The 13,377-nt window shown below is 38.0% G+C and carries 13 protein-coding genes; 3 read left to right on the top strand and 10 right to left on the bottom strand.

From position 1 onward, the window contains the following. Nucleotides 1-25: 25 nt before the first annotated feature. Nucleotides 26-1,228, top strand: a complete 1,203-nt coding sequence (locus QUF94_RS11400) for an MFS transporter (RefSeq protein WP_289315955.1) — start codon at nt 26-28, stop codon at nt 1,226-1,228. Between the two features lie 357 nt (nt 1,229-1,585). On the opposite strand, the gene QUF94_RS11395 is transcribed toward QUF94_RS11400, so the two are convergent. The 10 genes from QUF94_RS11395 to murQ all read right to left on the bottom strand — a co-directional run bounded on the left by QUF94_RS11395 (nt 1,586) and on the right by murQ (nt 10,144). Beyond that, complete coding sequence (locus QUF94_RS11395; RefSeq protein WP_289315954.1) at nt 1,586-2,314, bottom strand: GntR family transcriptional regulator; 729 nt, start codon at nt 2,312-2,314, stop codon at nt 1,586-1,588. A gap of 146 nt (nt 2,315-2,460) precedes the next feature. Continuing rightward, on the bottom strand, nt 2,461-3,327 hold the full coding sequence (locus QUF94_RS11390; protein WP_289315953.1) for a MurR/RpiR family transcriptional regulator: 867 nt from the start codon (nt 3,325-3,327) through the stop codon (nt 2,461-2,463). Between the two features lie 25 nt (nt 3,328-3,352). Further along, entirely contained in the window at nt 3,353-4,249 is an 897-nt protein-coding gene (locus QUF94_RS11385) for an N-acetylglucosamine kinase (RefSeq protein ID WP_289315952.1), read from the bottom strand. A 57-nt stretch (nt 4,250-4,306) separates the two neighbouring features. Beyond that, nucleotides 4,307-5,392 carry a DUF871 domain-containing protein gene (locus QUF94_RS11380; RefSeq protein WP_289315951.1) on the bottom strand — a complete coding sequence of 362 codons (1,086 nt, stop codon included), beginning with the start codon at nt 5,390-5,392 and terminating at the stop codon, nt 4,307-4,309. 18 nt (nt 5,393-5,410) lie between these two features. Further along, a complete protein-coding gene (locus QUF94_RS11375; protein ID WP_289315950.1) occupies nt 5,411-5,740 on the bottom strand; it encodes a PTS lactose/cellobiose transporter subunit IIA in 330 nt (109 codons plus the stop codon). 67 nt (nt 5,741-5,807) lie between these two features. Then, nucleotides 5,808-7,148: a 6-phospho-beta-glucosidase gene (locus QUF94_RS11370; RefSeq protein ID WP_289318350.1), complete on the bottom strand. Its 1,341-nt coding sequence runs from the start codon at nt 7,146-7,148 to the stop codon at nt 5,808-5,810. 56 nt (nt 7,149-7,204) lie between these two features. Further along, nucleotides 7,205-7,489: a hypothetical protein gene (locus QUF94_RS11365; protein ID WP_289315949.1), complete on the bottom strand. Its 285-nt coding sequence runs from the start codon at nt 7,487-7,489 to the stop codon at nt 7,205-7,207. 77 nt (nt 7,490-7,566) lie between these two features. Further along, complete coding sequence (locus QUF94_RS11360) at nt 7,567-8,856, bottom strand: PTS sugar transporter subunit IIC (protein ID WP_289315948.1); 1,290 nt, start codon at nt 8,854-8,856, stop codon at nt 7,567-7,569. Between the two features lie 50 nt (nt 8,857-8,906). After that, nucleotides 8,907-9,212: a PTS sugar transporter subunit IIB gene (locus QUF94_RS11355; RefSeq protein WP_289315947.1), complete on the bottom strand. Its 306-nt coding sequence runs from the start codon at nt 9,210-9,212 to the stop codon at nt 8,907-8,909. Nucleotides 9,213-9,250: 38 nt separating this feature from the next. After that, entirely contained in the window at nt 9,251-10,144 is an 894-nt protein-coding gene (gene murQ, locus QUF94_RS11350) for an N-acetylmuramic acid 6-phosphate etherase (RefSeq protein WP_289315946.1), read from the bottom strand. A gap of 310 nt (nt 10,145-10,454) precedes the next feature. Between murQ and QUF94_RS11345 the strand changes: the two genes are divergently transcribed. After that, a complete protein-coding gene (locus QUF94_RS11345) occupies nt 10,455-12,065 on the top strand; it encodes a glycoside hydrolase family 10-like protein (RefSeq protein WP_289315945.1) in 1,611 nt (536 codons plus the stop codon). Between the two features lie 140 nt (nt 12,066-12,205). Continuing rightward, complete coding sequence (anmK, locus tag QUF94_RS11340; protein WP_289315944.1) at nt 12,206-13,369, top strand: anhydro-N-acetylmuramic acid kinase AnmK; 1,164 nt, start codon at nt 12,206-12,208, stop codon at nt 13,367-13,369. Nucleotides 13,370-13,377 lie beyond the last annotated feature (8 nt).

Below are 13,377 nucleotides of genomic sequence, written 5' to 3'. Positions count from 1 at the left end.
TTTACATAGAAAGAGGTGTTAATACATGAATAAACCAATTAAAGAACAAAAGATGGTATTAATTATTCTTCTAAGCAATATATTCATTGCCTTTCTGGGAATTGGACTCATTATCCCCGTTATGCCATCTTTTATGAATATCATGCATTTATCAGGAAGTACGATGGGCTTTCTTGTTGCCGTATTTGCGGTATCACAACTTGTTATGTCACCATTCGCAGGCCGTTGGGTTGACCGTTATGGCAGAAAGAAAATCATCATTATCGGATTATTCCTTTTTGGTGTTTCAGAACTTATCTTTGGTGTAGGCACGAACGTATCCGTCTTTTATATATCAAGGATCCTAGGGGGAATTAGTGCCGCCTTTATTATGCCGGGTGTTACTGCATATGTTGCAGATATTACATCAGTTCAAGAAAGGCCAAAAGCAATGGGCTATATTTCAGCCGCTATTAGCTTGGGCTTTATTATAGGACCTGGTATCGGTGGCTTTATTGCAGAATATGGTATACGCTTGCCCTTCTTCCTTGCGGCAGCCATTGCTTTTTTAGCATGCCTTACATCCATATTCATTTTAAAAGAGCCTATGACAAAGGAACAGCTTGCAGAAGTTTCTGCTAATACTAAGCAAACAAACTTTTTTGGAGATATAAAAAGATCACTTAATCCGCTTTACTTCATTGCGTTTATCATTGTATTTGTACTCGCTTTTGGTTTATCAGCCTATGAAACTGTTTTTAGCCTATTTTCTGATCATAAATTCGGCTTCACGCCGAAGGATATTGCAACCATCATTACAATAAGCTCAATCTTCGGAGTTGTTGTGCAAGTATTCATGTTTGGAAAACTGGTAGATATCCTCGGTGAAAAGAAGCTGATTCAATTATGTTTAATCATCGGTGCAATATTTGCGGTGGCGTCCATTTTAATCTCCAGCTATTTGGCAGTACTTGTAGTAACTTGCTTCATCTTCCTTGCATTTGACTTGCTTCGTCCGGCATTGACGACATTTTTATCAAAGGCTGCCGGAAAAGAGCAAGGGTTTGTAGCTGGAATGAACTCAACCTATACGAGCTTAGGGAATATCGTCGGACCAGCAATGGGAGGAATACTATTTGACGTAAACATCCACTATCCTTATCTTTTCGCTGCTGTCATTATCGTCATTGGCCTAGGTATTACAGTCATTTGGAAAGAAGACCGATTGGCAGCAAGCTTAGCGGAATAATTTGAAAAGCACGCGGCAGATTGTTCCGAATATGATTTTTTTCAAAGTAGCTTTCTTTTTGAGCTGGAAAACTCTTAAACTTGAAAAATAATAGTATACTTTTCTCCTTGAACAAAGATCCCTTGTCCATATTAGGCAAGGGATCTTATTTTCTTTAATTAAATTTAAAATATATCGGATATTCCTTATTTCTTTAAAAAGGGAGAACTCCTTACCCAATCGCTCTTTTCATCAATGGGACTCTAATTAGAAAAAGAAAAAAAGAAAAGCCTATCTCACTTTAGATCTAGGAGATAGGCTTTTTAGCTTTTATATTATCCCTTTAATAGTGGCATTCTTACTACTGTCTTTTATCGCTTAAGATAGTCGCTCCAAATTAATTCTGAATTTATATCGATCAGCCCGGTAGACCGATTTGACTACCCCAAGTGGTATATTGGAATCCAGGGTGCTTCTTCGTTCAATCAGCAATACCGGGGAACCTTCAATTACTTCAAGTATTTCCGCCTCGTTTTTTTGAGCGATGGAGGCTTCAATCACCTGTCTGCTATGCTGAATTTTAAAGCCAAACGTTTTTTGAACATAGTCTTGAATGGAGGTTAAGGCTATTTCTTCCGTTAAATCCGGGGCAAGGTCTTTTGGTATGTATAGTCTTTCATATGCCATCGGCAACTGATCCGCAAGCCTAACACGTATCAGTTCGAAAATAGGATTTCCTGCTTCAACCTCAAGCTTCGCAGCAAGATCATCATCGGCTTTGACCTCGTTAAAACTGATAACTCGTGTACTGGGTTCAAATCCTCTTGAAATCATATCCTCTGAAAAGTTTGTTAATCCTTGCAAGGGTTGCTCCAATTTTTGTTGGGTAACGAATGTTCCTTTTCCGCGCTGCCTATATAAATAACCATCATTCACAAGGTTCGAAATGGCCTGTCTCACTGTCATCCTGCTTATTTCATATTTTTCGGTGTATTCTTTTTCTGAAGGAATCATCTCTCCTGGCGCCAATTCAAGTTTTTGAATCGCTTCTTTAATCTCCTCTTCAAGTTGATAATAAAGGGGACTCAGAGAATTCTTTTGGATCATTTAGCGTAAATCTTCCTTCCATAGTGATGTAATTTTACAAGGCATCCTGATCGGAAACATCTCAAGCTAAAATACCGTTAGTAATAATCTTGTTCGATCCATGCTTTTTAACACGATAAAAATTCCTGTAGATTAGATTCATGTTTCTAAGTATCCAAATTCCTTTTTGTGAATTTCAATACAGATTCCCTTGAACGTTCAATTTCATTTTTATTTTCATTATAGAATTTTGAAACATAAGCATAGAAAATAATGCTGACCGTTAGAAATTGTGCAAAAAGCGAACTTGTTGCTGCACTTCGGAATTTAGCCTCTGGTGCACGTACATGCTGGAGGGACATATCAACTTTTTCAGTTAATCCATTGTCCCCCAATCGTGATAAACCAATTGTTTTAATTCCATATGCTTTCGCTATATCAACGAGTTCCAGAATCTCTTCAGTTTCGCCACTATTGGATATACAGAAAAAAACGGTATTCTTTGATGAAGCAGCAAGCGCAGTGGCCGTAATATGCGGGTCTTGATTGGCACTTACAATCTTTCCTAACCGTAACCATTTCTGTGTAATATCTTCAGCAACGAGCCATGATGCTCCTAGTCCATAGACATAAATTACATCTGCACTCCTCATGGTTTCGATAATATTGTCAAGAACGACCTCATCCAAATAATGTGCAGTTTCTTGTATGGCTTGTACGGAGTTGGACACTATTTTATTTTTAATGGACGCTATTGGTTCATTAGGCTCAATGTCATGGAATCCTTTTTTCTCCGGTTGGGAAATGAGGGATGATAAAGAAACCTTTAGTTCAGAAAAACTGTTTACTTTTATGGAATGACAAAATCTCGTTACAGCTGAACTGCTGGCATTGGCATGATCAGCTAATTCATGTATCGTCATTCTGATAATATCATTTGGATTTTCTAAGATATATTGTGCAATTTTCCTTTCTGATTTTGGCAATTGGTTCAATAAACTTTCAATTCTTAGGATAATATTTTCGACTTGCATATGATGTAATCTCCTTGATTTTTACTTACTTTAACTGCTCCATTGCTATGTAGTAACAACCTAAGGTAGCAGATACGTCTTCTAAAACAAATTTCACTTTTGGGTTCTCAAGTTTAATATGGTTAATGTAAGAGCTTTGAACCAATGGTATATTTGTTAATATGCTACCTTTAATTGCAATTGTAACATTCTCGCTTAACTTTAACTTATTGATAACCTCAAGCGTCTTTTTGGAAAGGTGGTATCCTGCCTGACTAAGGATATTTTGCGAGAAATCATCGCCTGCATCCGCCTGTTGGACAATCAGGGGGACAAACGCAGCAATCTCGGCTTTCGTCGCGGAATAAATGAATTTCTTCAGTTCCATAACACTGTGGTAGCCCAGTTTTTTAAGTATTGACTCGGTTAAATGGCTATAATTATATCCTTCATCCTCTTCTTTCGTCATTTTTATAAAAGCTTGCATCGCGATCCAATAGCCACTTCCTTCATCCCCAAGAATGTGTCCCCAGCCGCCAGCCGATTTCTCAATACCATTATGGATGCCGATACTTACAGATCCCGTTCCGGATATGGTCAAAATGCCATCTTTTCCTTTTAGTAAAGCAGCATGAGCGATAATTCCATCATTTACAATGGTAAAGGGAGTATTAAATGCGCTGCTTATTGCACTTTTTATACCCTGTTGATTCTCCACTCCTCCAAACCCAGCCAATCCTAAGCAAATGTAACGGCAACTTCCATTATTAATAGCAGCTACGCATTTTTCAATTGCCTGAATAATGTTAGCGATGGCTTGTTTTTCATTTATAAGCAGGTTTCCATACCCCGCTTTGCCTTCACTTATTTTATTACCCGCTAAATCGTAAGCCACTGCTTCAGTTTTTGTGCCACCACCGTCAACACCGATAATATAATCCATATCATTCTCCTATTCAAAAAAAAGGAAGGAATATCAATGTTCCTTCCCTGAAGATTCTCAATTAATATTGAATTGGAATTTCCCCCATGGCTCCAAATAATCTAACAGAAAAATTTCCTCTTCTGCTATTCTTCCGACTACATTTGTTTTCCCTGAGTTCTTCATTTCTTTCAATGCAATCTGCAATTCCCCTTTATATTGTCCGTAGAGCTCATTTTCAATTAATATATCACCGCGTCTAATATCAGGCGTAAATGTTGGTTTAAAATCTTCGCTCTTATATTTTACGCGTGATTGAGTCGACCGAATAAGATAATCGGATACATCTCCACGGTAAAAATGAAATTCTTCCAATACTATTTTTTTCTCTAAATCTGTCATGGTTTCATGAAGGTTAACATTAAATGTTAACAGACCGCTGTTCAACAGGCTAAGCTGTTTCAATTCATCTTCGGAGGCGTAGGCATTTGCAATAATTACATCATCGATTAATCCTGTCGCATACAAGTGTTTCGCTTGTGTTGTAATGGGCAATTCCCGGTGCATTTCTAATGTACATAATCCTTCCGTAATCGGCCAAGGTCCGTAAGTTGCTGCATGTGAGCTAATGAAAGCTGCCGTGCGGATATTATGCTTTTTGAATGACTCACAGCATTTTATAAAATGAGGATAGCTCAATCCCGCATAGCGATGCGGATAGAAGTTATGTGATCCAACTAAATTTTCTTTATTAGGTTTGTAATCCATAATATTTTCTAAATATTTCGTTGCGTTGCTCATGTTTATTTCAATTTTCAGATCATAGGGATTATGTGTCATAATCGACTCTTCGTTACCTGTAAAACCCATGTCCAGCCTGATTCCATACGCACCTAATTCTGCAAAAAACGATAAGTCATTATAAGAAATGCCTAGCGCCCCAAATACCCGGGGTGCAATATCGACCATCACTTCCATATTCAATTGATTGGCATATACAATCGTTTCTTTAAATTCTTTTAAAATCTTCTCTTTGTCACCTTCAACAGAAAGCAAGCAAGTAAAGATCTTTTTGAATCCATATTTGTGTGCAAGTGCAATGTATTCGATGTCTTTCTCTACGGTTGAATGTTCTGGATAGATGGATATACCGAGTTTGCCCATTGTTTAATCACCTCTTCTTTACTGTTGTGGGGCTAGCTTTTTTACAATGCGGATCATATGTTCAATTAGTTTTTGTTCACTCATTGCCGTCATCAAGTGGTCCTGAGCATGAATCATCAATAAAGTTTTTTCACTTGGAACTCCATTCAATTCTGCTTGAATTAGCTTGGTTTGTGTCTTATGGGCCAAGTTCAATTCTTCCTGACCCTGTTTAATTAGTTCCTCTGCTTTTTCAAAATTAAATTCTTCCGCTTCTTTCAATGCTTCGAATGCTAATCCTCTAGCATTTCCGCTATGTGATATTATTTCAAAAATTTCCATTTCGTTATTGTTCATTTCAGTTGACATATCATTACACTCCTATTTATGTTAGATTATTAGATTCCGTATTCCATATTCAATGTTTGAAAACTCTTCACTGGATGTAAGAAACTGTACTTTCATTGAAGAATCGCGGCAAGTATTCTTCATGCGCCTTTAAAAGTTTTTGTAAAACCAATTCAGCTAGATCATCACTTGGAATAAGTGGGTTGATCGTTAAAGCTAATAACGCTTTATCATACGAACCTGTAACAGCTGCCTCAGCACCTATCCTTTCAAATGATTTGATCTGTTGTATTAAACCTTGCACTTGTACGGGTAATTTACCCATTGTCAAAGGAATTGGTCCATTTTTGGTGACGATACAGCTCACTTCGACTGCTGAATCATAATCAATATCAGTAAGCGATCCTTTGTTTTGGACATTTAACACTTGAATGTCTTTTTTATCATTATAAATAGAAGAAATGACGTTGCACGCTGCATCGCTATAGTAAGCTCCACCACGTTGCTCTAATTGTGGAGGCTTGATGTCAAGGGTTTCATCTTTGTATAGGTCAAACAAACCTTCTTCTAATTTTTTCACGATTTCAGCTCGAGTTTTCCCTGCTTTGAATGCTTCCAGCTCTTCTTCTAAAATCGTTTTTGTTTTGTAATAATAGCGATGGTACGGGCAAGGCACCACACCTAAAGATTTCAAAAATCTTCTATTCCAAGCCAGAGGAGCAATATTCTTCATCGTCATCTGAATTTCTGGATTACCCAGCATTTCAAGCACTTTATCTGTTACTTCTTGATCATCAACGAACACATGCATCCCGTATACCAAGTGGTTTAACCCAGCGAAATCTATGTGAACTCTCTTCATTTCAACACCCAGCATGTTAGAAATGGACATATGCATATTAAAAGGTACATTGCATACCCCAATGACTTTTTTATGCTCGCTGTAGCGAAGAAGGGCTTCGGTTACCATCCCCGCTGGGTTCGTGAAATTAATTAACCATGCACCAGGGCATAGCTCTTGCATTTCTTCTGCAATTTCCAGAAGAATAGGTATAGTTCGTAATGCTTTGGACAATCCACCTGCGCCATTCGTTTCTTGACCAATCAATCCAAGTTCCAATGGGATACGCTCGTCCTTGATTCGTGCATCAAGTAATCCCACTCTCATTTGCGTTGTGACAAAATCAGCATTTTGCAAGGCTTGACGGCGGTCTAATGTTAAATGTATTTCCATTGGAATCCCTGCTTTTTCAACCATTCGCCTTGCCAAGGTTCCTACAATCTCAAGTTTTTCTTTTCCTGCTTCAATATCCACTAGCCACAGTTCCCTAATAGGCAACTCATCAAATCGTTTAATAAAACCTTCGATTAATTCTGGTGTATAACTGGACCCTCCACCAATTGTGACAATTTTTACCCCTTTGTTCATTTCCATTCTCCTAACACCTCATGCGTTAGCATTTATTTCATATCGGCCATTATCATTTATTTATAGATAATTGCATAACAGACCAGTGCGCTTACCGCTAATAAAGACAAGAACAATAGTGATGCTTGTTTCTTGTTTTTAAACTTACCTTCAACAAAACAAACAACCATAGTCAATCCTGCGCTTATGGCAAAGGTATTTCCTAGGTACAGTGATAATTGTTTATCTATCTCCAAAGCATTCATTAATGTGTTAAAGATAAAATTAAAAACAAGAATAAAGCTAAAAAATAGAAAGGCACTTTTGTAACTAAAAAAGTGAATTCTGGATGTTGAATTCATGCCCTTTCCTCCCTCTCTCAATTATTTTAAAGGGAGTTTGGAGCTTTAAGTCCCAAACTCCCCCTTTTAAAAATTCCTTATAAAGCGATATTTTTATTATCTGTTGTTTCTACCATGTTTTCCTGCGCCAAAAGCTTTTTATCGTACATTTTGAAGAATGGCAGATAAATAATGACGGAAATTGTTAAATTAACCATCACGAGAACAATGGCCCTCCAATCACCGCCTGTTGAAAGGTAGGCACCTATTGGAGCAGGCAATGTCCAGGGAACCATTACATAAGTAGGGTTCACCAGCCCAACGGACGTTGCTACATATGCAAGTGTCGCACCAATTAGCGGTGTTATGATAAATGGAATGATCAATATTGGGTTCAATACAATAGGCATCCCAAAGATAACAGGTTCATTGATGTTAAAAATGCTTGGAACAATTGTTGCTTTCCCCATCGCTTTACTATAGGTAGACTTTGCCGTCAAGAGCATAGCAATTACTAAACCCAATGTTGCACCAGAGCCACCAATCCAAATAAACCATTGGAAGAATGTTTCAGGAGCTATGTGGGGAATTGTCTTCCCAGCTGCAACTGCTGCTGAGTTATTCGCTAAGTACACTTCCCAAACTGGACGAGCAACGGCACCTACCACTGATACGCCATGAATACCAAATGACCAGAAGAATGTAATCAAAAACACTGGAATTAATACACCTGGCAAGGTATCGCCTGCACTGATGAGTGGTGCAACCGCTTTATCAACAAGTGAATGTAAATCAACAGCAAAAACGACTGTAATCAAGGTCATGACAAGCAGTACAATTGTAACTGGTATTAATGCTTCAAATGACCGGGCTACTGAAGTTGGAACAGAATCCGGCATTTTAATTGTGATATTTTTGGTCTTACATAGACGTAAAATTTCGACTGCAAAAATGGATACGAGCATTCCTACAAAAAGGCCATGGCCTCCGAGATTTGTCATTGGCAAAACAAACCCCACACCATCCATCATTTTTACTCCTATTGTGAACAAGAAGGCTGCCAATGATAGTAAACCTCCAGATAGGGGATCAAGTTTATAGCTTTGAGATAAACTGTAGCCTATACCAAAAGTAATATATAGAGTCATGATAAACATCGTTAATCGATATGGTATTAAAATTTCAGCTATGTGTTTTGCAGCCCATTCACCTACGGCACTATCTGCTGCAACGGGCGGGAATGCAATGATCAAAAATAAACTCCCAAAGATAATGAACGGTAACGCAGAAACCACACCATCGCGAATTGCGCGTAAATGTTTTTGCTCAGACAATTTTGCCATGGGTGTTGAAAGATTATTTTCTAAAAAAGCTACAAACTTGTCCATTCGTCGTTTTCCCCTTTTACGTTTGATTGAAAAGAAATAGAGTTAGATTATTATTTTGCTAGTTCTGTTACAAGTTTTAGTAACTTAGGTCCACCAAGAGGACTGTAGGCTTGAGCTGGAATGGCTTCACATGGGACACCTGCTTCATCGGCAGATGCCTTAAAGCCATCGAAACGATGTTTGACTTGTGGAGCTACCATTGCCACATCCCAACCGTTACGTACCTCTGCATCAAATTCTTGAGTTCCGACCGCCAATACTTCGATATTTACCCCCTGTTTTTCCCCTTCTTTTTTTAAAGCGCTTACAACGATAGCACTTGACATTCCACCTGAACATACGAATAATACCTTCATTATTTGTTCCTCCAATTTTTTATTTTTTATAAAAAGCGTTAAATCGTTTTCCTTATGAAACCATTTGCCTTTTCTAAACGATTTGATGCTTCTTCATATGAAACATTCGTTAAAATCATGACAATTGCAACTTTAGGCTGATCATATGCCTTTTCTAAAAATTCATCTGCAACTTCATAACTACAGTCAGTAGCGTCCATGATAATACGTTTTGCACGTTCAACCAGCTTTTCATTTGTTAACTGTAAATCCACCATTAAATTCCCATAAACCTTTCCCACTCCAACCATTGAAGCTGTTGAAAGCATGTTGCATACTAACTTTTGAGATGTTCCAGCTTTTAAACGTGTCGAACCCGTCAGGACTTCAGGCCCGTTTACTACTTCAATCGCAACTTTTGCAATTTTACCTATCTCTGAACCTTTGTTACAGCTTATAGACACTGTTCCTGCACCAACTTGATTGGCATATTCCAAGCCCGCAATAACATATGGAGTGCGTCCACTGGCCGCAATGCCTACTACAACGTCCTTATTCGTCAATTCGATTTTCTTTAAATCTTCAGGACCTAATTCAAAACTGTCTTCTGCACCTTCAACCGCTTTAATGAAAGCCTTTTCCCCGCCAGCTATAAGACCCACTACTTCACTTGGATCGGTATTGAATGTTGGGGGACATTCCACTGCATCCAATAAACCGATGCGCCCACTTGTACCTGCACCCATGTAAATTAATCTGCCATTTTTATTCATAGCTGCAACGATCATCTCCACTGCTTTGGAAATTTGCGGAAGTTCTTTTTTTACACAATGGGCAACTTTTATGTCTTCCTCGTTCATCACCTCTAACAATTCAAGTGTATTCATTTCATCTAAACTCATGGTCTTTTCATTACGACGCTCTGTCGTTAAATGCCCTAGCATACAAATCATCCTTTTTTTATTCAGTGGTGAAAGTGGTGAAACTTTTTTTGCTATAGTGAATATATCACTATTAAAATTTTATTTCAATATTGTGTATACATTTTTAAAAATTAATTTTAAAATAAACGTAGATACATAAATGATTTATAACTTTCTACTAAAAATGTAAAAGACTGGCTATTACATGAATCCTATGATTCTTTTATTGATTAGACATAATCTCCATTTAGATAGGTGACAATTTGATATATTCTTTATTTGTTAACGCTTACAAATAATTAAATATAAATATTAGTAATGAAATGAGGTTGTACTATTGATGAATGAAAGAATTACAAAAAGAAAATTAGGTTCATTGGCGCTAGCCGCTTTGGTGGGAGGATCGCTTCTCCTTCCATCTGACTTGATTGCAACTGCAGAATCAGGGACTATCCCTCAGCAAACAACTTATATAAAACAGGAACTGCGCGCAACTTGGATTGCAAGTGTGTTAAATATTGACTGGCCATCCAAACCTGGTTTATCCGTATCAGCACAGAAAGAAGAATTCATAAAATACTTGGATGAACAAAAAGCAATGGGCATGAATGCTGTCGTTATGCAAATCAAACCCACTGCAGATGCTTTTTATCCTTCTGAATACGGTCTCTGGTCAAAATATTTAACAGGAGTTCAAGGAAAAGATCCTGGGTACGACCCTCTTGCATTCATGGTTGAAGCAGCACATGATCGTAATATGGAATTTCATGCGTGGTTTAATCCATACCGCATAACTATGCCTTTAGGTAAAACAGCCGAAATGTCGGATATTGATAATCTTCCAGAATCCCATCCTGCTAGAAAGCACCCGGATTGGGTCATACCATATGGACAACAATTGTACTTTAACCCAGGCATTCCTGGCGTACAGCGGTTTGTTATCGATGGAATAATGGAAGTTGTTAAGAATTATGATATCGATGCAGTTCATATGGACGATTATTTCTATCCTTACAAGATTGCAGGAGTACCTTTCCCGGATGAACATTCCTATCAAAAATATGGAGCAGACAGATTTACAAATATAGAAGATTGGCGCAGGGATAATGTAAATAACCTTGTTAAGCATATAAATGAAGAAATCAAGGCAGAAAAGTCATATGTGAAGTTTGGTATTAGTCCATTTGGAGTTTGGCGCAACAAAGCAGTTGATCCCACAGGGTCTGACACTGCTGCCGGGCAAACGAATTACGATGATTTATATGCGGATACCAGAACGTGGATCAATAATGGATACATTGATTATATTGCCCCCCAATTATATTGGAATATAGGATTGCCAGTAGCTGACTACGCCAAACTTCTTGATTGGTGGACAAAAGAAGTAGAAGGTAAAAATGTTCAACTCTATATTGGACAAGGAGACTATAAAATTAATACAGAGTCCAATGGTGTACAAAACTGGTTCAATCCTGAAGAAATGCCCAATCAGTTAAAACTGAATCGAACATATGAGGAATTTGATGGAAGCATGCATTTCAGTGCCAAAGATTTACGGAAAAATCCCCTTGGGATAGCAGATCGCTTAAGCGAGGATATTTATAAACATCCCGCATTGGTTCCAGCCATGCCTTGGATTGATGATCATGCCCCAAAAGCTCCAAAGGTAAGCAAGGCAACACAAGCAGGAGATGGAATACAATTTGAAATTAACGATCACAAGCAATCGGATGCATCCTATTATGCCATTTATCGTTTTGATGGGAAGAAAAAAGGAAGCATAGAAGACTCAACGAATTTACTGGCTACAGTGCATAAAGAGAAAAACCGTCAATTATTTAATGATGGGACTGTAGTAAAAGGAAAGACTTACACATATGTTGTGACTGCCTTGGACCGTACACACAATGAAAGCAAACAAACTATACAGATTAAAATAAAAGTAAAATAATCATCAAGTTATGGCCTAACCGTTAAAGTGGAGCATGTAAGTGAACAACAGGCAGGAATGGTCTTATCTTTAGTATCATTTACTGTTGCAAAAAATCGCAAATCAGGATTATAAAAGTCAATTAAAGTAGGTGGAAGACTATGTACATAGTAGGGTTAATGTCCGGAACATCACTGGATGGAATTGATGCCGCACTTGTTCGGGTGGATAATATTGGACTAGAGACTGAAATGGAAATGATTGAGTTCATAACATACCCTTTTCCAAAAGATGTTGAAAAAGAAATTATGCAGTCTTTATCGGTAGACACATCCAATGTGCAGTTAATTTGCAGTTTGAATTTTAAATTAGGAAAATTATTTGCCAATGCAGTAAAGGAAGTTTGTCTTAAAGCCGGATTTCCCATTAATAAACTGGATCTTGTTGGATCCCATGGACAAACCATATACCACCAGCCCTTACAAGAACAAAATTGGATTCCCTCCACGTTGCAAATTGGGGAAGCTGCAGTGATAGCTCATGATACAAACATTCCTGTCATATCTAACTTCCGTACGATGGACATGGCTGCAGGAGGACAAGGAGCTCCGCTTGTTCCTTTTACCGAGTATATTCTTTATAGAAGCGAAACGAAGGGAAGATTACTTCAAAACATAGGGGGCATTGGAAATGTAACCGTCTTACCCAAGCAAGCATCTCTGGATGACATGTATGCTTTTGATACAGGGCCTGGGAATATGATCATTGATGAAGTATGCCGACAATTGTTCCATGTAAAATATGATGAAGGTGGTAAAATAGCTAAACAAGGACAAATTAATGACGAACTTTTATCTTATTGCATCAGTCATCCTTATATTATGAGCCCTCCACCAAAATCAACCGGTAGAGAATTGTTTGGCAAGCAATATGTCGTAAAACTATTAAAGATGTTTGAATCACTTCCAAGCCAAGATATTTTAGCAACAGTAACGATGTTCACAGCAAAGTCTATTGTGGAGAATTATCGAAAGTTCATCTTTCCTAAAACCAATATAGAAGAAGTGATTATTGGCGGCGGTGGCAGCTACAATAAAACGTTATTAAATATGATCCAATCATTACTTGGAAATTCCATTCAAGTCTTGACTCAAGAAGAGTTGGGATACTCTTCTGAAGCAAAAGAAGCGGTGGCCTTTGCGCTACTGGCAAATGAGACTTTTCATGGTCATGCAAGTAACGTTCCCAAGGCTACCGGCGCTAACATCGATGTCATCCTTGGAAACATGACCTTCCCTCCTTCAACACATCGAATTAAGAAGTAAACATAGTG

The organism is Peribacillus sp. NJ4, from assembly GCF_030348345.1.
In the GTDB taxonomy this organism is placed as follows: domain Bacteria; phylum Bacillota; class Bacilli; order Bacillales; family DSM-1321; genus Peribacillus.
The sequence above is the reverse complement of the archived record's forward strand: the minus strand, read 5'-3'. Positions and strand labels throughout refer to the sequence as shown.